This is a genomic window from Streptomyces sp. NBC_00464, from assembly GCF_036013915.1.
In the GTDB taxonomy this organism is placed as follows: domain Bacteria; phylum Actinomycetota; class Actinomycetes; order Streptomycetales; family Streptomycetaceae; genus Streptomyces.
Genome location: NZ_CP107899.1, coordinates 6,358,071 through 6,381,960 on the forward strand (window position 1 = coordinate 6,358,071; position 23,890 = coordinate 6,381,960).

Genomic DNA, 23,890 nt, shown 5'->3' on the forward strand with positions numbered 1-23,890 from the left:
GGAACGGCCTCAGATCGCATGCGCGCAGAGGCGTGATCGACAAGGCCTGGGGACAGATGACCGAAAAATGGCGTTGATTGACCGAACGTCATGGGGGTGGAGCAAGGTCCGCTCCGGAATGATGAATTCGCTCGCATTCTCTTCACTCCTCGGGTGCGGGTGCTCACACAGGACGGGGGTCGTGTGCACGCGACGACGCAGCAGCGAGCGGCGGACCATCGGCCGTACTTCTTCTTGAGTTATGCCCACACACCGGGGTACGGCGGTGGCACGGACCCCGACATGTGGGTCGAGCGGCTCTTCCAGGATCTCTGTGGCCATGTGATGGCCATGACCGACCTGCCCGCGGGCGCCCCCGCCGGCTTCATCGACCGCGAGATACGTTCCGGCGAGGGCTGGTCGGAACGGCTCGGCGAGGTGCTCGCCACCTGCCGGGTGTTCGTACCGCTGTTCTCGCCGCGCTACTTCGCCAGTGAGATGTGCGGCAAGGAGTGGTACGCCTTCGCCCAGCGCGCCATCCACCACCGGGCCCGCTCCAACCAGCCCGCCGAGGCGATCGTCCCGGCGCTCTGGGTGCCGGTGCCACCCAGCCAGCTGCCCGGACCGGCCGAGCGATTACAGTTCAACCACCGTGATTTCGGAGACCGTTACGTCAGCGACGGACTGTACGGACTGATCAAGCTCAAGCTCTTCAACGAGGAGTACGAGCGTGCGGTGTACGAGCTCGCCAAACGCATCGTCAGCGTCGCCGACTCGGTACGGATCGGCACCGGCCGGCCCGTCGACTACCGGCTCGCCCCCAGCGCTTTCGGCTCGCCGAGCAGCGGGGCCGCCGGCGGCCCCCGCCCCATGCAGGTGACCATCGCCGCCGCCACCCGCCACGACCTGCCCGAGGGGCGCAACGCCGACTACTACGGCGACAACCCGCAGGACTGGAACCCCTACCACCCGGATGCCGCACGGCCCCTGGCGTATGTCGCCGAGGACCTGGTGCGCTCCCTCAACTACCAGGCCACCATCGCCTCCTTCGACGAGGAGGCCGGCCTCCCGGTCGGGAAGCAGCCCACCACCCCGGAGATCCTCCTCGTCGATCGCTGGGCGCTCCAGGACGAGGACCGGTGCAGGCGGCTCGCCGCCTTCGACGCGGAGCATCGCCCCTGGGTGACGATGGTGGTGCCGTGGAACCGCGACGACCACGAGAGCAGAGCCGCGGAGGCCGAACTGGCCGCCAAGCTCGAACAGATCATGCCGACCAAGATGCGCCAGGGCCGGGCCTACTGCCGCGCCGCGGCCAAGGGCGTACCGAGCATGGAGGCCTTCGGCCAGATCCTGCCGCAGGTGGTCGAGGTGGCCGCCCAGCAGTACCTGAGACACGCGGCTGTCTATCTGCCCGCCACCGGCGGCGGAGGACCCACCGAACGGACGCGCTTGATGGGACCGATGGCGCAGACCCAGTACATCCCCCATACACATGACGCTGCGACGGATGCGGAGGACACGGATGACGGCCAGTCGTGACGGGCGCATCGTCACCTTCTACTCGTACAAGGGCGGTACCGGGCGCACCATGGCCCTGGCGAACACCGCCTGGATTCTCGCCGCCAACGGCAAGCGGGTACTGGCTGTCGACTGGGACCTGGAGGCCCCCGGACTCCACCGGTTCTTCCACCCGTTCCTCGACCCCTCGACCCTCGGCGCCACCACCGGTGTGATCGATCTGATCACCGAGTACGCCTGGGCCGCGACCAGCCCGGTGCAGCGGGCCGACGACTGGCACCGGGAGTACGCGCGGATCCAGCCGCACGCGGTCTCGCTCACCCCCGAGGCGCTCGGCTGGGAGTTCCCGCACGGCGGAACGCTCGACTTCGTCTCCGCCGGACGGCAGAACCGCGAATACTCCGCGACCGTCTCCACCTTCGACTGGGACAACTTCTACGACCGGCTCGGCGGCGGCCACTTCTTCGACGCCCTGCGCGACGACATGAAGGCCAACTACGACTACGTCCTCATCGACAGCCGCACCGGCCTCAGCGACATCGCCGACATCTGCACCGTCCACCTGCCCGATGTGCTCGTCGACTGCTTCACCCTCAGCGACCAGTCCATCGACGGCGCCGCCTCGGTCGCCCGGCAGATCTCCGAGCGGTACACCGGCCGCCCCATCTCCATCTTCCCCGTCCCGATGCGCATCGACGAGGGCGAGAAGGAGAAGGCGGACGCCGGCCGGGCCCTGGCCCGGCTGAAGTTCGACCGGCTGCCGCGCGACCTGTCGGGGGACGAACTCACCGCCTACTGGGGCGCGGTGGAGATCCCGTACCGCCCCTACTACGCGTACGAGGAGACGCTGGCCACCTTCGGCGACGAGGCGGGGCTCACCAACTCCCTCCTCTCCGCCTTCGAACGGCTCACCTCCGTCATCACGGACCAGCAGATCACCTCGATGCCCCCGGTCGGGGAAGAGGTGCGGCTGCGCATCCGTGACGCGTTCACCCGGCGCAGGCCCGCGCTGCCCGCCGATCTCTTCCTCAGCTATGTGGCGGAGAACCGGATGTGGGCCGACTGGATCGAGTCCGTCCTCACCCGGGCGGGCTTCCGCGTCGTGCCCCGAGACGTGTCCGCCGAGCGGGGCCCCCAGGACGCGACCACCGTCACCACGGAGAACGCGGTCCGCACCGTGGTGCTGCTCTCCAGCGCGTACCTCAAGTCGCAGCGCGCGGTGAGCCTCTGGGACCGGGCCGTCGCCGAGGACCCGGGCGGCGGGCGGCGCCATCTGCTGCCGCTCAGGGTCGGTGACGTACGACTGTCCGCGCCCTACATCGACCGCAACCCCGTCGACCTGTTCCGGCTCGACGAGGTGCACGCCACCGCCGCCCTGTTACGCGCCCTGGACCGGCCCGTACAGCTCACCGACGCGGTCTCGCCCGGACCGCGCTTCCCCGGCACCGTCCCCCGGATCTGGAACGCACCGCCGCGCAACCCCGGCTTCACCGGCCGCTCCCTGGTCCTGGAGCGGATGCGCGACCAGCTCGGCGGCGGCATGGCCGTCGTGCTCCCGCAGCCGCAGACCCTGTACGGACTCGGCGGCGTCGGCAAGACGCAGGTCGCCCTGGAGTACGTGCACCGGTTCATGGCCGACTACGACCTGGTCTGGTGGATATCGTCCGAGCAGACCGACGACGTGGTCGCCGGTCTTGCCGAACTCGCCGTCCGGCTGGGTGCCCAGGGCGGCGACGACATGGCCGCCGCCTCCCAGGAGGCCGTCGACCTGCTGCGCCGCGGTGTGCCGTCGGACCGCTGGCTGCTGGTCTTCGACAACGCCGACGACCCCGAACGGCTTCGGCGCTACTTCCCGCAGGGCGGCTCCGGCCACATCCTGGTCACCTCCCGCAACCAGGCCTGGTCCCAGCACGGCGACGCGCTGCCCGTCGACGTCTTCCTGCGCGAGGAGTCCATCGAGCACCTCCAGCGCAGGGCACCGGGGCTGAGCGACGAGGACGCCGCCCAGGTGGCCACCGCGGTGGGTGATCTGCCGCTCGCCGTCGAACAGGCGGCGGCGTGGATCGCGGAGACCGCCACCCCGATCGACACCTACCTGGAACAGCTGGCCCAGCAGGCACCGGAGGTCCTGGCGCTCAATCAGCCGGCCGGATACCCCGAGCCGGTCGCCGCGACCTGGAACATCTCCATCCAGCGTCTCAAGGAGCGCTCGCCCGCCGCGGTGCGCCTCCTCCAGCTCTGCGCGTTCTTCGCCCCCGAGCCGATCTCGGGGAACCTGCTGTACAGCAAGGAGATGATCGAGGCGCTGAAGCCGTACGACGCCTCGCTCCAGGAGAAGCTGGTGCTGGGCCGCGTCATCCGGGAGATCGGCCGGTTCGCCCTCGCCAAGGTCGACCAGGTCTCCAACTCCATCCAGGTGCACCGGCTGGTCCAGGCCGTCATCCGGGCCCAGCTCACCGAGGAGGAGCAGCGGGACGCCCGGCACGCGGTCCACCGCATCCTGGCGGGTGCCCGGCCCGATGACGACGAGCCGATCGACAACCCGGCCAACTGGCCCCAGTTCGCCTCGATATGGCCGCACCTCGGCCCGTCCGACGCCCGCAACTGCAAGGAGCCCGAGGCCCGCAGGCTCCTGATCGACCGGGTGCGCTACCTGTGGAAGCGCGGTGACTTCAGGACGGCCACCACGCTCTGCGAGGAGCTGCGCGAGATCTGGCGCGAGACGCTGGGGGAGCGGGACATCCAGTACCTCTACCTCTGCTTCCATCTGTCCAACATCTACCGCTCGCGCGGCCGTTACGTGGAAGCCATGGAGCTCGACGAGATCACCCTGGCGACACAACGGGAGGTGCTCGGCCCGGAGCATCCGCACACGTACATGAGCACCAGCAGCCTGGCCACCGACCTCGGCACGCTCGGCGAGTACACCAGGGCGATCGAGCTGGCGACCGAGGCCACCGACGGGTTCAACCAGATCTTCCACGACTCGCACCCCAGGGCCCTGGCCGCGGCCAACAACCTGGCGTTCACCCTGCGGTCCATCGGCCAGTACGCCAAGGCCCGCGAGATCGACCAGGACGTCTTCGACCGGCGCCGCGAGGTGCTCGGCGAGGAGCACCCGTACAGCCTCTCCTCGGCCATGAACCTGGCCCGCGACCTGCGGGACGTCGGCCGGTACGAGGACTCGGTCGGCATCCTCAGCCGTACGTACGACAGCTACAAGGCCACCCTTGGCCGGTCCTTCCCCGGCACGCTCAGCGCGGCCAAGAGCCTCGCGGTCTCGCTGCGCCGGGCCGGCAGGCTGGAGGACGCCCGCCGGCTCACGGTGGCGACCAGGGCCCGGTACAAGGCCAAGTACACCTCAGCCAATCCGGAGTCGCTGGCCTGTGACCTCAATCTGGCGGCGGACCTGTTCGCGGGCGGTGAGACGGCCGACGCACGGGCCACCGCCCAGGAGGTCGTCGACCAGTATGTGAAGGTGCCGGGCGAGAAACACCCGTACACCCTGGCGGCCCTGAACAACCTGGGTGTCTACCTCTGGGGGACCGGTGCGGCCGAGGAGGCGGAACAGGTACTGACCCGGGTGGTCGCCTCGATGCGCGAGGTGTACGGGCGGGCGCACCCCAACACGCTGTTCAGCGTGATGAACCTGGCCAATGCCACGGCGGAGCGGGGCGATCTCGACCTGGTGCTGAAGACCGAGCGGGAGCTGTCCACGCAGTTCCGGGAGGTACTGGGCGCACACCACCCGGAGACGCTGGCCATGAAGTCGAACATGGCGGTCACGCTCGACGCGATGGGGCGCAAGGACGAGGCGCTCCAGGTCAGGATGGAGACAGTCGAGGAGCTGTCCCGGCAGCTCGGTGACGACCATCCGCTCACCCGGATCGCCCGGGACGAGCGCCGGTTCCAGCGCGAACTGGAACCGCAGGCGGTGTGAGTCACGGCACGGGGGGCGTCCGGCCGGTGGCCGGACGCCCCCCGTGCTCGTCGCTCAGCTCTCGGAGGTGTCCAGCAGCCAGTTGAGGATGCGGGGGAGTGCGTGCAGTGCGTCGAAGTGCGCCGCCGCCGGTTCCACCACAACGGTGGCGCCCGGGATGCGGCTCGCCAGCCAGCGGGTGTGCCCGACCGGTGAGAACACGTCCTTCTCGCCGTGCCACAGCAGCACCGGACCGGTGATGTCGGCCGGGTCGAAGCCCCATGGGTGACTGAACGCGAGCGCGTCGTCGATCCAGCCGTATGCCGAAGTTCGCAACCCCTCACGGTAGTTGCGCAACAGCATGGTGCGGACGCCGACGTCGTTGACCACCATCCGGTCGGAGTTGGTCAGCTCCTGGCGCAGATCGTCGATCAGCTGCACCGGATTCTTCCTGATCACCGCGGACCGTGAGATGAACGACTGTGCGAGCCCGTCCGGATCGCATCTCGCCGTGGTGTACGCCAATACGTTGGAGGGGGCCATCCCCTCGAACCAGTCGAGGCCCTCGGCGTCCCGGGGGGCCAGTCCGACCAGGGCGGCGGTACGGGTGACCCGCTCGGGCATCAGCGCGGCGCAGGCCAGGGCGTGTGACGCCCCACCGGACCGGCCCACCACGGCGAACCGGTCGAGTCCCATGTGATCCGCGATGGCCCGTACATCCTGCACCGCGTCGGCGACACTACGGCCGGGCAGCCGGTCGGAGTCGCCGTATCCCGGCCTGTCGTAGGTGATCAGCTGTGTCTTGCGCTGGTACAGCACCATGCCCCGCGGCGCCGGACCGAGCCTGCTGCCGGGCATCCCGTGCAGCAGGAAGACCGGTCTGCCGCGAGGATCCCCCAGGCGTTCCACCACCAGTTGCCGCCCGTCGGCCACGCGCACCCGACTGCGCACTCCGTGCCTCCTCGCGATTCCTGCGGGCACGACGTGCCCGGCTTTCCCCGCACCATCTGATGATGACCCATCAGAGCCGTTACGGGGATGGCGCGTGGGGAGAATCCGGGAGGCTTTGGGGTAGCGGGCCGGGGCAGGCTCCCCGGGGATGCGCCGGGAATCGGATCAGCAGGGGCGGATATCGGACAGGACCAGTCCTCACGCGCTGCCGACCGGACGGTTGCACCGGGTGTTCGCAGAAGGAATCGGCACGGCCTGAAGACCGGTTGGTGAACATGGCACGACCGAACCGGTGTTGTCGTGTGTGCGTCCTGAAGTCGGCCTTGTGTGCTATCTGGGCGGTCGGAATAGTGGGCGCCCCATCCTCCGCGTACGGGCGACCCCACATCATCCGTGCGCGGCCCCACGGGAGGTCGAAGTTGAAGCATCGACACATGTCCAGGAAGCGCGCAGTGCTGGCCGGTTCGGCCGCGGTCGCCCTGGTCGCAACAGGAGTGACGTTCCAGAGTGCGAACGCCAGTGACGATGTACCCCAGTTCACCGCCCGGACGCTCGACGCGGCAGCGGCCGGAAAGCTCGCCACCGGTCTGGGCGAGGACCTCGGCGCCGACGCGGCCGGCGCGTACTACGACGCCACCGCCAAGAACCTTGTGATGAACGTCGTCGACGAGGCCGCCGCCGAGCAGGTCCGGCAGGCGGGCGGCAAGGCGAGAGTCGTGCAGAACTCGCTCGCCGAGCTGAAGTCGGCCCGGCAGACCCTGACCGGCAAGGCCACGATCCCCGGCACCTCGTGGGCCGTCGACCCGGTCGGCAACAAGGTCGTCGTCACCGCCGACCGTACGGTCAAGGGCGATGCCTGGCGGCAGCTCAGCTCGGTGGTCGAGGGGCTGGGCGGCAAGGCCGAGCTCAAGAGGTCCGCCGGGGAGTTCAAGCCGTTCATCGCGGGCGGCGACGCGATCTGGGGCAACGGCGGGCGCTGCTCGCTCGGCTTCAACGTGGTCAAGGGCGGCGAACCGTACTTCCTGACCGCCGGGCACTGCACGGAGGCGATCTCCAGCTGGTCGGACTCCCAGGGCGGCGCGGAGATCGGTACGAACGCGGGCTCGTCGTTCCCCGACAACGACTACGGCCTGGTGAAGTACACCTCCGGCACCGCGCACCCCAGCGAGGTCGACCTCTACGACGGCTCCACCCAGCCGATCACCAAGGCGGGCGAGGCGACCGTCGGGATGACGGTGACGCGCAGCGGCTCCACCACCCAGGTGCACGACGGCGAGGTGACCGGGCTGGACGCGACGGTCAACTACGGCAACGGCGACATCGTCAACGGCCTCATCCAGACCACGGTCTGCGCCGAGCCCGGCGACAGTGGCGGCTCGCTCTTCGCCGGTGACACGGCGATCGGGCTGACCTCGGGCGGCAGCGGCGACTGCTCCTCGGGCGGCGAGACGTTCTTCCAGCCGGTGCCGGAGGCGCTGGCGGCGTTCGGGGCGGAGATCGGGTGACGCTTTCGGTGCGGTGACGCACGGCCCCCGGCGCAGCCGGGGGCCATGCGCCGTGTCGCGCTGAATCCGGTCCCGCGCTGTCTCCGTCAGGTCGTCAGTCCGCCTGCCGCCAGCCGGTCGCGCACATCGTCCACCAAGCCGCGGCCGATGCCGGTCGTCCGGTGCAACAGGGACTCGAACGCGGTGAGGCGACGGAAGGCGTCGGCGTAGACCGCCTGCTCCTCAAGGGGCAGCTGGAGCACGAGAAGGCGGCGGACGTCGACCCGGGACGAGCTGGAGGCGTGGGTGCCTGCCTGCCGGCCGTTCATGGGCGCGCGCAGGCATCCGGCGAGGAAATGGGGGTCCACCTTCTCCGGGGCGACGCGCAGGACGTACAACTGCGGTCCCAGTGCAACGGGTTCGCCTTGGTGTACCCAAGCCTTGAATGCGCGCACCACCCCGGCGACGATCACGTCGCCGTCGTTCACCACCGTGTGCGGGGCACCCGCGTCCACCCGTCCGGTAGGCACGCCGTCCGTGAGCAGATCCGCCACCGTGAGCAGGGGCAGGCGGGCCCCGGGCCCGGCATCCGTGGCGTCCGCCGGCTGCTGCCCCGTCCCCAGGGTGAGGGCGCCGGCCTTGACGAGGTCCCCTACTGTGGCGGTGGTCTGCGGATCGGAGCTTGTCAGGGCCAGCTTCGAAAGGCAGCTCACCAGCTCGCCCAGCTCGTCGAGGGACCCCGTCAGTTCGCCCCACGAAGCGGTCAGCTCGACCCTGGACGGTTCGGATCCGGACCCGGTGTACCGGCCCGGGGTGACGTCCACCTCGTCGTCGAGCAGGTCGAGCAGTGACACCCGCACGGCACCGTCCGGCAGCGCGTCCACCGTAGCGTCGAGCTGCGACACCGCCGAGCGGACGTACTCGGTGAGGGCCGCCCAGTCGGGCCCCTGCTCACGCATCACCGGTCTCGCCGAACGTGTCGCGTCGACGAGCAGGGCGTCCTGCGCGACGGGACCTGCGACAGGTCCGTCAGGAGCTGCCCGAAGGACCCACAGCTGGAGCGAAACGCTGTGCGGCTGTGCGCAGCCGGGCGGCAGGGCCACGACGGCCCGCAGCATTCCGGTACGCAACAGCGATCCCCGGATACGGCGCCCGGCCTTGCGGGAGGCGACAGCTGGAGGAAGCACGATCACAGCGGTGCCGCCGGGCCTGAGGTGGGCGAGCAGATGCTGGACCCAGGCCAGTTCCGGCTCGGTGCGAGGCGGCAGACCGTGGGTCCAGCGCTGATCCGTAGCCAGTTCCTCGTAGCCCCAGTCGCGCTCGTTGAACGGAGGGTTGCACAGGGCGATGTCCGCCCTCAGCCCGGGGAAAGGATCCGCACGCAGGGCGTCGACGGATTCGATCTCGGTACGGACCTCCCGGCCCTCGGTCGCGAAGTCCAGTCGCGCGGAGGCGAGCGCGGCCAGGGCGGGGTCACGCTCACACCCCAGCAGGGTCAGTCCGGGGCCGTCGTACTCCTCGGTGGCCGCCGCGACCAGATGCCCCGTGCCGCAGGCCGGATCGAAGACCGTGAGCCCGCCTTCCCCGTCGCCGAGCCGGCTGTCGAGCGCGATCCGGGCCATCAGCCGGGCCAGTTGGGGAGGCGTGGTGCTGAGCTGGCGCACATGGGTGTCCAGCCAGCGCTGCAACAGGAACTCGAACGTCTCGCGCTGCCCCTCGCTGCGTCCCAGACGGGCGGCGTCCACGACCAGGCTCCGGGCTTCGTCGGACAGCGCCGATGCGGTGGAACGGGCCCGGGGCGCACGCATCCGGCGCGCGGCCTCGGCGATCGTGAGGCCCGATTCATCACGACTGCCCAGCGCCTCGAACCGCGGCCACAGGAACTCGCGAGCCCCGGCGTCCGACAGCTTTCCCTTGCTGCGCAGCCACTGCTCGACCTCGGACAGGGAGAACTGCGGGCTGACGTCCGTGCCGCCGATGCGGGAGGGGAACGAATCGTGACGGCGGCGCCAGTTGCTCACCGCCGCACGGCCCACCCCGGCGATCCGGGCGATCTCGGCGAGGCTGACGGGTACGGGGGTGGTTGTGCTCATCGAAGGCTCTCCGGGTGAGGGGCGGGCTCTGGCCTGTCCGGCCTGTGGGTCGGCATTCCCAGCGGCAACCGCTGTTCTGGCAGGCTACTACGCACATTGACTTTGTTCACAGGCTCGGCTTGTGTCATCAGTGTGTGAATCATGTGGAGGGTGGGAGATATGCAGACGTTCGCGCCGGGAATGGTGCTGCACGATCGGTACCGACTGGAGTCCGTGCTCGGGCGGGGCGTGATGGGCCAGGTGTGGCAGGGGAGCGATCTGCGCCTGGACCGCCCCGTGGCGGTGAAGACCATCGCGTCCGAGCTGATGGCCGTGGAGCGCGGGCGTGACGAGGCCCTGGCGCGCTTCGGGCGGGAGGCCCGAGCGGCGGCCCGCCTCGACCACCCCAACGTCACCACCGTGTACGACGCCTCGGTCACCGAGGAGATCTGCTGCCTCGTGATGCAACTGGTCGACGGGACCACCCTGGACTACCTCTTCGACCAGCAGGAGGACGAACGCTTCGACGTGCCCACGGCGGCGGCTGTGGCCGCACAGCTGTGTTCCGGGCTGTCCGCCGTTCACGCTGCCGGACTGGTCCACCGGGACCTCAAGACCCAGAACGTCATGGTCCGGAGTGACGGGATCGTCAAGATCCTGGACTTCGGACTCGTCAAGCTGCTGGCGGACGTGGACCCGCGCCTGACCATGACCGGGGAGGGGATCGGCAACATCCTCTGCGCCTCTCCCGAGCTGCTGTCCGGCAGCGGTACCCTCGACGGCCGCAGCGACCTCTACGCGGTGGGCTGTCTCCTGCACCACATGCTCACCGGTGCACCCCCCTTCGCCACCGACCAGCCGGCGCGACTGGTCTCCTGCCACCTCGGCGAGCCCCCGCCGTCGGCTGCGACATCAGGCGTGGATGTTCCGGGCCCTCTGCAGGAGCTCATCACCGCGCTGCTTGCCAAGGATCCGGATGACCGCCCGGCTTCAGCCGCCGAGGTGTACGTGGCCCTCGCTTCCTACCTTCCGAGCCCCGACCCGGACCGGGCCTCCCGTCGCGGCCCTGCCGAGGATCCCCGCCGCCCCTTCCATGTTCCGCAGGGGCCGCGTCCCCTGTGATCGGTGAGAGGATGTTGCCGCCGATCGGGTGCGCCGCACTGCTCCGGTCGTAGGGGTGCGACAGGCGCTGTCGGCGCCGGAACTGGGGACGGGCGCGATGCGGCGAAGCCTTGGGCGGTACGAGCTCACTCACGAGCTGGGCCGGGGAGGCATGGGCGTCGTCTGGGCGGCGCTCGACCCCGTGGACGGCCGGGAGGTGGCCGTCAAGCTGCTCGTTCCCCGGGGGTACGGCTCCGAGCTCTCCACCCTGGAACGCCGGTTTCTGCGCGAGGCGAGGCTCACCGCCCGCCTGAGTCACCCCGGCATTCCGGAGGTGTACGACCACGGCAGCCAGGACGGTGAGCTGTACCTGGTGATGGAGCGCGTACCGGGCCGCGCCCTGGACGCGGTGATCGAGGAAGAGGGCGGCCTGGCTGTCGAGCGGGCCGCCGCCGTCGCCCGGACCGTCGCCGACGTGCTGGCCTATGCCCACGGCCAAGGCGTCGTCCATCGCGACCTCAAGCCCTCCAATCTGATGATCACGCCCGCCGGTGAGGTCAAGGTGCTGGACTTCGGCGTCGCGGCCGCCCTGGAACCCCGCCCGGGCGAGACGCGCTTCACCGCGGCCAATGCCACGCCCGGGACGGTGATCTACATGGCACCCGAGCAGGCGGTCGGCAAGACCGTCCCGGCGAGTGACCTCTACTCACTCGGCTGCGTCCTGTACGAACTGCTCGCCGGGAAACCGCCGTTCACGGAGGGCGGCCTCTTCATGCTGTACCACCAGCATGCGAATGATCCCGTGCCCCCGCTCGAAGGGCTTCGGCCCGGCGTTCCCCCGGGGCTGCGGAAGCTGGTGGAAGGGCTGCTGGAGAAGGAACCGGGGAACAGGCCCGGCTCGGCGGCAGAGGTGTGCGCGCTTCTCGCGGCCTGGGCTCCCGCACCGGCCGCGGCCGCACTCGTTCATCCGCGGCTGGCCGAGATCGAGGCCCTGCGCCGATCGGGTCACCCGGCTCCCGCGCTTGAGGAGTACCGGGACCTGCTCGCGGCCCCAGGCCTCGGTCCGGCCGATGTCCTCGCGGCCCGGGTCGGTACCGCCCTGTGTGACGGGGCGCTCGGCCGTACCCGGGAGGCGCTGGACGAGCTCATGTCCGTACTCGCGGAACAGCGCAGCCTGCTGGGGCCGGCCGATCCCGGAGTGCTGGACACGCGCTACGAGATCGCGGTGCTCCTGGTGCGCGCGGGGGAGCGGCGTCGTGCGGCGGAACTGCTGCGCCGACTGGCCGATGACGAGGAGCGCGCACCGGCTCAGGACGACCCGCGCCGAGGGCGTTCGCGCGCTCTCCTCAGGCGACTCGATCGCATGCCCCGCACTTGACTTTGTAATCTCTGTTCACAGTAATTGCGACATGTTAAGCTGCGACGTGCCGCTCGGATGGGAGACAGGGGTCCTTGTCCGCGGATGGCCACCGGAGATATCGAGGGGAAACAGCGCCGATGACGTCAACAGCCCAGCGCGGGAGCGAGCGGACCGGGGCGCAGGAGCTTCCCGAAGAGGGAAAGCTCGTCGAGGTACGCGGTCAGTCGTGGGTGGTCGCCCGCGTCGAGCCGTCCCCGCCCCAGGGCGACGACGACACCCGCAGGCCCGCCACCCTCGTTCACCTCCAGTCCGTGGCCGACGGCCGCTTCGGCGACACACTCTCCGTCATCTGGGAAGTGGAGCCCGGCCGCCGCGTCCTGCCCGCCGGCTCCCTCCCCGACGCCTCCACCGGTCAGTACGACCCGCCGTCCCGTCTCGCCGCGTTCCTCGACGCCGTTCGCTGGTCCGCCGTCGCCTCCGCCGACTCCAAGACGCTCCAGGCCCCTTTCCGCTCGGGGGTGGCCGTCGAGCCCTACCAGCTGGAACCCGTCTCCCGTGCGGTCGGCGCGCCTCGCGTCAACCTGCTGCTCGCCGACGACGTCGGTCTCGGAAAGACCGTCGAGGCCGGCCTCGTCGCCCAGGAGCTGCTGCTGCGCGGCCGCGCCCGCCGCATCATGGTCGTCTGTCCCGCCGGGCTCACCCTGAAGTGGCGCGACGAGATGGCGGAGAAGTTCGGCCTCGACTTCACCGTCGTCAACTCCGAGCACTGCGCCCGGCTCCGCCGCACCCACGGCACCGCGGCCAACCCCTTCCGCGTACACCCGCTGACCATCGTGTCCCTGCCCTGGCTGCGCGGCACCAAGGCCCAGCGCCTCCTCGACGAGGTCATCGGCGCCCCCGAGGAGAGCCGCGACGGCGACCACAAGCGGTTCTTCGACCTGCTGGTCCTCGACGAGGCCCACCACGTCGCCCCGTCCGCCCCCAAGCAGGTCTACGCGGTCGACTCCCAGCAGACGAAGCTGATCCGCCGCCTCGTCCCGCACTTCGAGCACCGCCTCTTCCTCTCCGCCACCCCGCACAACGGGTACCCCGAGTCCTACACCGCGCTCCTCGAACTCATCGACGACCAGCGCTTCGCCCGCGGCATGGACCCCGACAAGGACGCGCTGAAGGACACGGTCGTCCGTCGCCTCAAGGCAACGGTCACCAACGCCGACGGCACACCTCGCTTCCGTGCCCGCAGGACCGAACAACTCCCGGTCGACTACACGGACGCCGAGCGCGAGATCCACGGCCTGCTCAGCTCGTTCGCGGACCTGCGCCGCAAGAAGCTCGTCCCGACCGCCAAGGGCGGCCGCCGCGCAGCCGACCTGGTGACCCTGCTGCTGAAGAAGCGACTGTTCTCCTCCCCGGCCGCCTTCCTCCGCACGGTCCGCGTGTACCTCTCCCACCTGGAGGACACCGGCACCCGTACGCGCATCGCGGCGGCCGAAGTCCCGGACTGGCTCGACGACTTCGCGGACATGGTCGCCGACCTGGACGACCTCGGGCTCGTCGACGCGGAGGACGCCGCCCTCACCCGCTCCACCTCCCTGACCCCCGCCGAGGACAACCAGGAGCTCGACCTGCTCCAGCGGATGGAGCGCTGGGCGGTCACCCACGAGGCGGACGCCGACTCCAAGGCGGCCGTTCTCCTGCGTACCCTCAAGGCTGTCTGCCGCACCGCCGACGGCAAGCACTGGACGAACGAGCGCATCGTCGTCTTCACGGAGTACCGGGACACCCTGGACTGGCTCGTCACCCTGCTCCGTCAGGAGAAGCTCACCGACGACGGCCGCACCGCCGTCCTGCACGGCGGCCTCAGCACCGAGGACCGCGAGCACATCCGCCTCGGTTTCCAGGCCGACCCGGCCACCGACGAGGGCGCGGTCCGCATCCTGCTCGCCACCGACGCGGCCGGCGAGGGCATCGACCTCCAGAACCACTGTCACCGGCTGATCAACTACGACATCCCGTTCAACCCCAACAAGCTCGAACAGCGCATCGGCCGCATCGACCGCTGGGGCCAGCGCCACGACCCGGAGATCTCCCACTTCATCGGCTCCGGCTGGCAGCAGGCCCAGGCCGGATCGTACGAAGCGGACCTGGAGTTCCTGTCCCGCGTGGCAAAGAAGGTCGCCCGCATGGAACAGGACCTCGGCTCCGTCAACGCCGTCATCGCCGAGGCCGTCCAGCGCCGCATGACCGGCGACACCACGCCCGTCGACATCGACAACGCCAAGCCCCGCACCATCCAGGGCCGCCGCACCGGTGGTGAGGTCGCTCCCGAGCAGAACGTCACCGCCCAGTCCAAGCGTCTCGCCGACCAGTACGACGAGACCGTTTCCACACTCGGCCTCACCCCGGCCAACATCAAGCGCGTCGTCGACACCGCCCTCGCCCTCGACCACCAGCCGCCCCTGGCCCCCGACCGCACCCTCGCCGAGGACTTCGACCCGGGCGACCTGTACGAGGTCCCGCCTCTCTCCGGCACGTGGGAACGAGCGAGCCGCGGTCTCACCCACAAGCTCCGTGAGGACGAGCAGCGCCCCATCACCTTCGACGCGGCCGTCGCCGCCCGGGGTCGTGACGACGTCGTCCTCACCCACCTCAAGCACCCCCTCGTCGCCCTGTCGACCCGCCTGCTGACCGCGGCGGTCTGGAACGCGGACTCCGTCGGCCTGCATCGCGTGACCGCAGTCGTCAGCGACGACCCGGCGATCACGACCACCCTCGTCTCGGCCTACGCCCGGTACGTCCTCGTCGGCAACGACGGCACCCGGCTGCACGAGGAGGTCATCCACGCGGGCGGCTGGTTCGGCGACACGGGCCGCTTCCGCCGCTGGGAGTCCGTACGCACCCAGGCGGACGCCCTCGCGAAAGCCCTCACCGAAGGCACCGAGGCGGCCCCGCACCTCAGGCAGGAACTCACCACGGCCTGGGAGAAGCTCGCCACCCCGCTGAACACCTCCCTCGAAGCCCGCGCCCGCGAACGAGGCGACAGCCTGGTCAAGGCCCTCGCCGACCGCCGCAAGCAGGAAGAGGACCGCATCATGGCGACCCTCGGCCGCTTCGAAGCGACTCTGCAGGCCAAGCTCAAGGAGGAGGGCGACGGCACGGGCGAGCAGTACGCGCTCTTCAGCCGGCACGACATCACCGCCGCCGAACGCCGCCAGTACGACGACGACCGGGCCCGCTGGCAGCAACGCCTCGACGGCATCCCCGCCGAACGCGAACGCGAACTCGCCGCGATCACCGCCCGCTACCGCGACCCCCGCGCCCACCTCTTCCCCGTAGCCGTCGTCTTCGTGATCCCCGCAAAGGAAGCCCGCCGATGAGCCCCCGCCGCCCTGTCTCCCCTGGTCTCGCCGCAGCCAAGGCGCAGGCGCTCGACGGCCGCCGCCAGCACCAGGAATGGCTGGACCTCACCGAGGTCTCGGGCCCCTTCCTCACCATGCCGGTCCTGCGACAGGCCTGGCCCCAGCTCGACGCCCTGGAGAAGGACGAACGCGCCCGCCTGCGGGCCCGCCACGCGGACTGGCAGAACGACACCACGGCGGGCCGCGACGAGTGGGTCGCTTACGTCCTGCGTTCCCTCCTCGGCTGGGGCGACGCGCTCACACTCCGCCAGGGCGAGGACGAGGACATCGCCCTCGACCGCCTCACCCTCCACGTCCCCGAACACGGCGCGGTCCTCCGCCCCGACTTCGCCCTCGCCGAACCGGGCACCGACCTCGCCGCCGAACCCGACACGGCCTCGGCCGCGAAGCGCGTCCGCGTCCTCGGCACGACCGTCCCCTCGGGGACCGTCCCCACCTCGCGCGCCGCCGCCGGCGCCGACTGGGCGGCAGCCCCGGCGGACCGCCTGGCCCGCCTGCTGCGCCACCACGACATCCCGCTCGGCCTCGTCACCGACGGCCGTTGGTGGTGCCTGGTCTGGGCCCCCCTCGGCGGCGTCACGACGACGGCGGTCTTCGACACGATCGGCTGGAACGAAGCCGCCGAACGCAACGTCGTCCGCGCCTTCGTCTCCCTTCTGCGCCGCCGCCGCTTCTTCGAGTACGAGGACGCCGAGACGCTCGTCGGCCTGCTCAAGGCAAGCCTGGCCGCCGGCGAGGACGTCACCGAAGCGCTCGGTATCCAGGTCCGCCAGGCCGTGGAGCTCCTCGTCGACGCCATAGGGCGGGCGGACGTACGGGCGATGGACGCGGGAGCCCCCGGGCTGCACGCCTCCGGAGTGGCCGCCGGTGAGATCTACCGGGGCGCGGTCGCCGTCATGATGCGCATCGTCTTCCTCCTGTACGCGGAGGAACGTGGCCTGCTCCCCTCGGACAACGAGGTGTACGCGACGGCGTACTCGGCCCGCTTCCTGCGCTCCGAACTCAAGGCCCGCGCAGACGAGGAGGGCGAGAGCGCCCTCGAACACACCACCTCCGCCTGGCACCGCCTCATCGCCCTCTTCCACGCGGTGCACGGCGGAGTGGACCACCCCGAGCTGCACCTCCCCGCGTACGACGGCTCGATCTTCGCCCCCGACACGTATGCCTGGCTGGAGCTCACCACCCCGCTCCTCCCGATCGACGACCGCACGGTTCTGCACATGCTCCAGTCGGTGCAGGAGGTCCGCGTCGGCACCGGAAAGAACGCGGAGGTCCGCACGCTGAGCTTCCGCGCCCTGGACGTGGAGCAGATCGGTTACGTGTACGAGGGCCTGCTCTCGTACGGCGGCGAGCGCGCGGTCGAGGACATGGTGGGCCTCATCGGCCCGGAGGGCCTCGAACACGAGGTGCCGTTGCGGGAGTTGGAGTCGCTGGCGGCGAAGTCGGGCGGCTCGGTCGCGGACCTGGCCAAGGCCATCCACGAGAAGTGGAAGGACCCGAAGCCCCCGGCGAGCGCTTCGCGGCTGGAAAAGCTGCTGGCCCCGGCGAAGGACGAGGTGGAGGCCCGCCGGCAGCTGAACGCGGTGACGAAGGAGGTCTCGCTGAGCGAGCGCCTGCTGCCGTTCTTCGGCATCCTGAGGCGCGACCTCCGTGACCTGCCGATGGTCATCCCGAACGGTTCGCTGTACGTCACGGAGTCCTCGCTCCGGAAGAACACGGGCACGCACTACACGCCCAGGTTCCTGGCGGAGGACGTCGTCCGGCACGCACTGGAGCCGCTGGTGTACGAGCCGGGCCCGCTGCAGACGGCGGACGCGGGGGAGTGGCGGCTGAAGTCGCCCGAGCAGATCCTGAAGCTGAAGATCGCGGACATCGCGATGGGCTCGGCGGCGTTCCTGGTGGCGGCGTGCCGTTACCTGGGCGACCGACTGATCGAGGCCTGGGAGAACGAGGGCCGCACGGACGCGATGACGTACCGGGCCGGCCGAGCCGTCGACGCGGTGACGGCCGCGGACGCGGAGCAGGACCCGGTGGTGGTGGAGTCCCGCCGCGAGATCATCGAGCACTGCCTGTACGGGGTGGACATCAACCCGATGGCCGTGGAGATGGCGAAGCTGTCGCTGTGGCTGGTGTCGATGGACCCGACGCGGCCGTTCACGTTCCTGGACGACCGGCTCGTGGCGGGGGACTCGCTGCTGGGCGTGCACAGCATGGAGCAGCTGCAGTCGGTTCACATGAAGCCGAAGGCGCAGAGCGACGTGCTGGTCCACGAGGCCGCGTCGTTGATCGACGAGCTGACGAGGGAGCGCCTGGCGATCACGGCGATCAAGGGCGTGGACCTGCCCGCGCTCCAGCAGAAGCGGGAGCGGCTGGAGGACGTCAACCGCCACTCACGGCGCCTGCGGTTGGTGGGCGACCTGATCGCGGGGGCGGCGCTGGCGACTTGCGCGTCGGGGCGGGTGGAGTGGTACGCGCCGGACGGGGGCGAGCGGGTGAAGGACCTGTTCCCGCAGGCGGCGTGGCTCGTGGAGAAGCTCTTCGCGGAGGGCGTCGAGGACGACTCGGAGATCGTGCGGGAGACGCGGGCGACGGCTGAGGAGTGGCTGGGGGCGGAGCTGCCGGCGGGGGGTATGGAGCGGCGGCCGGTGCATTGGCCGTTGGTGTTTCCGGAGGTGTTTTCGGTGGGGGGTGGGTTCGATGCGGTGGTGGGGAACCCACCGTTCTTGGGAGGAAGCAAGATCACGGGTGCATCTGGTGACGCATTTCGTGAATACATTGTGGATTACGTTGCGGGCGGGAAGCGCGGCAATGGTGACCTGGTTGCCTACTTTGAGTTGCGAACGCACGCATTGCTCAATATTTCGGGGCAAAGTGGCCTGATTGCTACAAATACTTTGGCGCAAGGGGATACCCGAGAGGTTGGTCTTGATCAACTGGCTGCAGCGGGAATTGATATTCGCAGAGCTATCAAAAGTGCTCCGTGGCCTTCGAGTTCTGCCGTGTTGGAATATTGTGCCGTGTGGACCAGTGTATTGAAAGTTTCGGAACTTGGTAAGCGTGTATTGAACGGGGTTGATTTGAGTGGAGGTATCTCGACATCGCTGAGCCCTGCGACGCGTCAAACTTCGAGCTGCCAGCCGTTGGCAATTAATCGAGGGCAGGCGTTCAATGGGTCATATGTTCTCGGTTTGGGGTTTACCCTCCCTCCTCGGGAAGCGAAGGCTTGGATCACTGAAGGTCGCGAATATTCTGATGTGCTGTTTCCTTACCTTAATGGTGAGGATGTGAACAAAAGTCCAGCTCATGATGCGAGTCGATGGGTCATCGATTTCAAAGATTGGTCCGAGCTCCGGGCGCGTGGATACGCAAAGGCCTTCGAGCGAGTCGAGCGAGATGTGAAGCCGGAGAGGTTGCTTAATAATAACGAGAAGGTTAGAAAGGATTGGTGGCAGTACAAAAGGATCGCTCCGGATATGAGGCGTGCGATCGAGGGTGCCGATCGCACGATAGTGATCGCGCTTGTGAGTAAGGTTGTGATGCCGGTCCTGGTGCCAACCGGGCAGGTCTTCTCACACATGCTGGGAATTTTCGCCTCCAGTGAAACTGGATTGCTGGCATTTCTTAGTAGCGCCCCCCATTACTGGTGGGCCATCGATCGCGCCTCCACTATGAAGGGTGACCTCCGCTACACTCTCACCGACGTATTCGAGACCTTGGTTCGTCCTCCGCTTACCCCGAGCCTTCGCGGGGCTGGAACCCGCTTGGACGTCTACCGTCGCGACCTTATGCTCGCCCGCAACATTGGACTCACAGCCACCTACAACCTTGTCCACAACCCCGAGTGCCAGGACGAGGACATCGTCGAACTCCGCCGCATCCACGAGGAGATCGACCGCGCCACCGTCGAGGCGTACGGCTGGTTCGACCTCCTGGACGACTCCGGGCAGACCCCGCACGCCGACCCGACTCACGAGACGTTCCCGCTCGACCACGGCTTCCACGAGACGGACCAGGGCACCCGCTACACCATCGGCCTCCTCGCCCGGACCGAGATCATTGACCGGCTGCGCCAGCTGAACCACCAGGCGTACGCCGACGAGGTCCACCTCGGGCTGCACAAGAAGCCGGCCAAACACCCGGACATGCCAAAGCCCTCCGCCGACGCCATCCGGAAGCGCAAGGAGCAGCTCGCTGCGCGAGGCGGTTCGGACTTCGGTGAAGGTGGCGAGGGCGCCCTCTTCTGAGCGTGCCGCAAGACTACGGGCTCGTCCGCATCACCTACTTGATGCGGACGAGCCCGTTGTTCCGTTCAAGGTGCCTCGTCGACGCTATCCCCGCGCCAGCGTTACGAACGCCGCCCACTCGCCCCCGCCGACCCGCAGCACCGGCCCGCCGCCCGCGACCTTCGAGTCCCGGACGTACACCGCGCCGACGCCAGCGGCCACCTCTACGCAGTCGCCGCCGTCCGATCCGCTGTAGCTGCTCTTGAACCAGCGCAGCTCGTCAACGTTCTCGGTTACCTGCTCCACGCTCATGTCTCTCCCACCAGCCGTTCGATGAGCCGCGCAGACGCCTCGACGTTCAGGGCCTGCGATCGCAGCTTGCCATATCGCAACCCGAACGAGCTGACCTCCGTCGGATCGCCGACGACGCACCCGACGCCCTGCGACTCGAAGTAGCCGAGGTGCCGGAGCTCCTTCGTCTGGACCGTCACGAAGGGCCCGTTCTTCCCCGGGTGGAACCCCAGCCCAGCAGGCATGACCTGAACCTCGACGTTGCGCAACCTGCCTACCTCCAGCAGATGTTGCCACTGGCCCCGCATCACCTCGCCGCCGCCCACCGGATCGCGCAACGCCTCCTCCCCGACGATGAACGACAACTCCGCCAACGGATCCCGAGTCAGCAGCTTCTGCCTGCTCAGCCGCGCCTCCGTGTGCTGATCGATGATCTCCTCGCTGAACGGCGGGCAGTGGCCGCCGAACACCGCTCGCGCGTACGCCTCCGTCTGCAACAGGCCCGGCACCAGCAGCGGGTCGTACGAGAAGCGGCTCAGCACCTCCGCCTCGATGAGGGCGAAGTTGCGGAAGAACTTCGGCAGCTTCGCCCGGTCCACATCGGCCTGGAGCACCTCCAGCACCCCGCCCGCCCCCAGCACCCGGTCCGCCGCGACCGTGAACGCCTCCTTCGCCGGCCGTCGTCCCTGCTCGACCGACGCGACCTGCTCCAGGGAGTAGCCGATGGCCTCCGCCAAGGACTGCTGGCTCAACCCGGCCCGCTTCCTCAGGTGCTGGAGGAGCTTGCCGTAGGCCACCCACACGCCCGGCAGCTCGCTGTCCTCCCTCGCCTTCGTCACCCGGCCGTTCCGCGTGTCCCGCATGCGCCTTCACGTCCCTTCCCGCCACCCGTTCGTGCCCGCCCGCCGCCACCCGTAGCGTTCCTCAACTCCACTACAGCTGGGCAAGGTTCAACGGATGAGCCCTTTCCCCGGACACGGCCCCGGCCCGTACGGCACCCGTACAAGACCCGTACAACTCAGAGCGTCGCCCCCTCGCCCGGCCCGTACCGGCTCACTTCCGTACGGCCATCAGACCTGGTCAGCGACGCTCGCAGGGTTCCACGATGACGTCGTGAAGCAACAGAAGAGCATCCAGGAGACTCCGGCCTCGGCCCCCGAGTTGATCCTCCGCCTCAGCAGTACCCCACGCGGCGCCCGCCTGGCCCGCACCCTCGCCGTTCAGCAGCTCACCGAGTGGTGCGGATGCCCGTACGACTCCGATGCGGCCCGAACCGTCGCCCTGGTCACCGCCGAGCTGGCCGCCAATGCCGTCACCCATGGCCGGCTCCCCGGCCGTGACTTCCGGCTGACGCTCCTCCTCCTGCCCCACGCCCTCCGCATCGAGGTGACGGACACGCGCCCGGAGCGCCTGCCGCCCGCCTCGGTTGCGGCCCCCATGCCCGCCGACGCGGCTTCCGGGCGTGGCCTGTTGCTCGTCGAGTCCTACGCGGAACGTTGGGGCTACGTGGTCCGCGACCCGTACACCAAAACGGTCTGGGCGGAAGTAGGACGGGACCCCTTGTGAACTAAGTCAATGATTGTCATCCTGGAGAGGTAGCTGTGACCCAGGGGGCGCCTTGCTTGACCATCGGCTCGTTCAGACCGCCGTGATCGGCGACAAGGACTCGGATCATCCGGTCATCCTTCCCATGGACGCACACGAGCTGGACATATGGCGAAGGATGCACCCGTCCTACGACTACTGGTGTGGCCTTCAGCTCGGCGGTTGTGGCGGCCAGTTGACCGACCGCCGGTACACCAACAAGGTGTGCCACTTCGCTCACCATGCCACCGCCCCCATCTGCTATCGCACGGCGAACGGTGAATCCAGCGCCGACCACCTCTTCATCAAGCGAGGCGTGCGGCGCCTGATGGACAAACGACAGCTCCGCGGCAAGGTGCAGACGCGGGACCTGGGCAACGGTCCTGGTGACGCCGTAGACGTCTACCTCACGGAGAGCCGCCGACGGCTGCGGTTCCAGCTCGGCCCGGTCGACTACCGGGCCTGGCGTGGCGCTACGGACGAACTCGGGGCGGACGCCGATGACATCGACTGGATCTTCGCCGCCGAGGGGCAGATCACCCAGCAGATCATCGGGAGCCATGGGTACTGCCTCCGCGTGCGCTGCGAGACGGTGGGAGGCGAGCGGCGTGTGCACATCGGCGCCGAAGCCCGGGACCGTACCGTTGCCTGGACCCCGCTCGAAGACTGCGCGCTGACAGCGTCCGGCATCGTCACCCCGCACGTCGAGGAGATCCGGCTGTCCTTTCCGCGCCCGAAGCCTTCCGCATTTCCGGTGCAAGGAGGTCTGGTCTTCGCCCTCGCGCCGGAAGCAGTCGCACCCGCCGACTCGCCCTTCACTCTGGAAGGCCGACATCTGCTCGTGGCCGACGTGAAGCCGATGGACAGCCCCATCGTCCGTACCGTGATCTCGCTGCCGGGGGACACGGCGGCCCCACCCTCCGAACACGTCTACCGCGTGCCCGACGGTGCGCGCATCCTCGTGGCCGGGAACGGCCGGGAGTGGGCGGTCGAGGCCAACCGGTACATGCGGCTCAACGCCCACGATGCGCAGCGCACGGGGCTGTGGACGCCGGCCCCTGAGCGTTTCGAGTCGCCGGCAGTACGCCCCCCGGCTCCCGCGCGACCCGTTGGGCAGCCGAAGACACCCGCACCCGCGCCGGTACCGGCGCGTAGGGAAGTGTCGAAGACCGCCGCGACTGCCCCCGCGGCTCGCGAATCACTCACACGCCCCGAGATAGTGACGGCACTACGGGATGCCCTGGCGCAGTGCGCTCGGGAGCGTGCAACGGCAACGTGGGAGATGCTCGCCCAGGTGATCGGGCCCGCCCTTGTCACGTATTCCCTTGATGATCGATGTTCGCTGCTCATAGAAGTCGACCGACCACTGCGTGAACACGTACCGGTTCTGTCCGCGCTCATCCGTGAACGCGGCGCATCACTGTCCTATCTGCCAAGCGTTCTTGCGCGGCTCGGGGTGCCTCATGCCGAACAGACTGCCTCCCTTCAGATCAGAAGCTGGGCGGTCGTCGAGAGCGAGCGGGCCTTTGCCGCCTACGCGACTCCCTCACGAGCCATGTCGGCGCGCTACGTGCTGGTGCCGAAGGCACCGAAAGCACGGCAGCCTTCGGCCGGGCGTCGGATCGCGTCCAGGCCCAAGCCGAGCAGCGTGACGCGTGTGCGGACGCTCCTTTCTCAACTCGAACAACTGCGACCGAGGTTGCAGGGCGCCATGGCTCGCCGGTCGGCTTCCAAAGCGATCAGTGGTGGGCAAGCATGGCTCGCCCATCTGGACGGGGCAGATCAACCTGCGCAGCAGCAGAGGAAGCTTGCAGCTCAAACGCCCGAGAGCGTCATCGGCCGACTTGAGAGGGCCATCAGTGCAGCGCGCGACGACATCAAGGCCGCGGAGTGGCTGACGCAGCGCAAGGATTGATGCGGGGAGGGCCGGGCGTCGTAGAGGGGGCCCGCGGAGCTTGTCGACAGGCCTGCTTCGTGCACGCCGTCCGT

General features: G+C 69.2%; 13 protein-coding genes. 9 read left to right on the plus strand and 4 right to left on the minus strand.

The window, feature by feature from the left end; all coding sequences use genetic code 11:
- Window positions 1-159 precede the first annotated feature (159 nt).
- Together OG912_RS28640 and fxsT are read left to right on the plus strand one after the other, a co-directional pair.
- Window positions 160-1,518, plus strand: coding sequence for a TIR-like protein FxsC (locus OG912_RS28640; RefSeq protein WP_326740537.1), 1,359 nt, complete (start codon window positions 160-162; stop codon window positions 1,516-1,518).
- Entirely contained in the window at window positions 1,502-5,437 is a 3,936-nt protein-coding gene (gene fxsT / locus OG912_RS28645) for an FxSxx-COOH system tetratricopeptide repeat protein (RefSeq protein WP_327711849.1), read from the plus strand. Before OG912_RS28640 ends, fxsT begins: the two co-directional genes overlap by 17 nt.
- A gap of 54 nt (window positions 5,438-5,491) precedes the next feature.
- Here fxsT and OG912_RS28650 read toward each other — a convergent pair whose 3' ends face one another.
- Entirely contained in the window at window positions 5,492-6,367 is an 876-nt protein-coding gene (locus tag OG912_RS28650; protein WP_327711850.1) for an alpha/beta fold hydrolase, read from the minus strand.
- A 419-nt stretch (window positions 6,368-6,786) separates the two neighbouring features.
- Here OG912_RS28650 and OG912_RS28655 point away from each other — a divergent pair, with 419 nt between their 5' ends.
- Window positions 6,787-7,872 carry a S1 family peptidase gene (locus OG912_RS28655; protein WP_327711851.1) on the plus strand — a complete coding sequence of 362 codons (1,086 nt, stop codon included), beginning with the start codon at window positions 6,787-6,789 and terminating at the stop codon, window positions 7,870-7,872.
- Between the two features lie 86 nt (window positions 7,873-7,958).
- Here the strand turns inward: OG912_RS28655 and OG912_RS28660 are convergent, their stop codons facing one another.
- Entirely contained in the window at window positions 7,959-9,944 is a 1,986-nt protein-coding gene (locus OG912_RS28660) for an N-6 DNA methylase (RefSeq protein ID WP_327711852.1), read from the minus strand.
- Window positions 9,945-10,103: 159 nt separating this feature from the next.
- Between OG912_RS28660 and OG912_RS28665 the strand changes: the two genes are divergently transcribed.
- From OG912_RS28665 to OG912_RS28680, 4 genes are all read left to right on the plus strand, one after another.
- A complete protein-coding gene (locus OG912_RS28665) occupies window positions 10,104-11,045 on the plus strand; it encodes a serine/threonine-protein kinase (RefSeq protein WP_327711853.1) in 942 nt (313 codons plus the stop codon).
- A 97-nt stretch (window positions 11,046-11,142) separates the two neighbouring features.
- A complete protein-coding gene (locus tag OG912_RS28670) occupies window positions 11,143-12,402 on the plus strand; it encodes a serine/threonine-protein kinase (RefSeq protein ID WP_327711854.1) in 1,260 nt (419 codons plus the stop codon).
- 119 nt (window positions 12,403-12,521) lie between these two features.
- A complete protein-coding gene (gene drmD / locus OG912_RS28675) occupies window positions 12,522-15,761 on the plus strand; it encodes a DISARM system SNF2-like helicase DrmD (RefSeq protein ID WP_327711855.1) in 3,240 nt (1,079 codons plus the stop codon).
- Window positions 15,758-20,047 carry an Eco57I restriction-modification methylase domain-containing protein gene (locus OG912_RS28680; protein ID WP_327711856.1) on the plus strand — a complete coding sequence of 1,430 codons (4,290 nt, stop codon included), beginning with the start codon at window positions 15,758-15,760 and terminating at the stop codon, window positions 20,045-20,047. The genes drmD and OG912_RS28680 overlap by 4 nt, the downstream gene beginning before the upstream one ends.
- 84 nt (window positions 20,048-20,131) lie before the next feature.
- Here the strand turns inward: OG912_RS28680 and OG912_RS28685 are convergent, their stop codons facing one another.
- Together OG912_RS28685 and OG912_RS28690 are read right to left on the minus strand one after the other, a co-directional pair.
- The gene (locus tag OG912_RS28685; protein ID WP_327711857.1) at window positions 20,132-20,338 is read right to left on the minus strand and encodes a DUF397 domain-containing protein; all 207 of its coding nucleotides are present in this window, start codon (window positions 20,336-20,338) and stop codon (window positions 20,132-20,134) included.
- Window positions 20,335-21,180 (minus strand): helix-turn-helix domain-containing protein, encoded by an 846-nt coding sequence (locus OG912_RS28690; RefSeq protein WP_327711858.1) that lies wholly within the window; start codon window positions 21,178-21,180, stop codon window positions 20,335-20,337. The genes OG912_RS28685 and OG912_RS28690 overlap by 4 nt, the downstream gene beginning before the upstream one ends.
- Window positions 21,181-21,430: 250 nt before the next feature.
- On the opposite strand from OG912_RS28690, the gene OG912_RS28695 reads away from it, so the two are divergent.
- On the plus strand, window positions 21,431-21,883 hold the full coding sequence (locus tag OG912_RS28695; RefSeq protein ID WP_327711859.1) for an ATP-binding protein: 453 nt from the start codon (window positions 21,431-21,433) through the stop codon (window positions 21,881-21,883).
- 52 nt (window positions 21,884-21,935) lie between these two features.
- Window positions 21,936-23,816 (plus strand): hypothetical protein, encoded by a 1,881-nt coding sequence (locus OG912_RS28700; RefSeq protein WP_327711860.1) that lies wholly within the window; start codon window positions 21,936-21,938, stop codon window positions 23,814-23,816.
- Window positions 23,817-23,890: the final 74 nt, after the last annotated feature.

Excerpts from the sequence above, each read along its gene's own strand:
- drmD (WP_327711855.1), top strand. The coding sequence starts at position 12,522 with ATGACGTCAACAGCCCAGCGCGGGAGCGAGCGGACCGGGGCGCAGGAG.
- fxsT (WP_327711849.1), top strand. The coding sequence starts at position 1,502 with ATGACGGCCAGTCGTGACGGGCGCATCGTCACCTTCTACTCGTACAAG.
- OG912_RS28680 (WP_327711856.1), top strand. The coding sequence starts at position 15,758 with ATGAGCCCCCGCCGCCCTGTCTCCCCTGGTCTCGCCGCAGCCAAGGCG.
- OG912_RS28685 (WP_327711857.1), bottom strand. The coding sequence starts at position 20,338 with ATGAGCGTGGAGCAGGTAACCGAGAACGTTGACGAGCTGCGCTGGTTC.
- OG912_RS28690 (WP_327711858.1), bottom strand. The coding sequence starts at position 21,180 with ATGCGGGACACGCGGAACGGCCGGGTGACGAAGGCGAGGGAGGACAGC.
- OG912_RS28660 (WP_327711852.1), bottom strand. The coding sequence starts at position 9,944 with ATGAGCACAACCACCCCCGTACCCGTCAGCCTCGCCGAGATCGCCCGG.
- OG912_RS28665 (WP_327711853.1), top strand. The coding sequence starts at position 10,104 with ATGCAGACGTTCGCGCCGGGAATGGTGCTGCACGATCGGTACCGACTG.
- OG912_RS28670 (WP_327711854.1), top strand. The coding sequence starts at position 11,143 with ATGCGGCGAAGCCTTGGGCGGTACGAGCTCACTCACGAGCTGGGCCGG.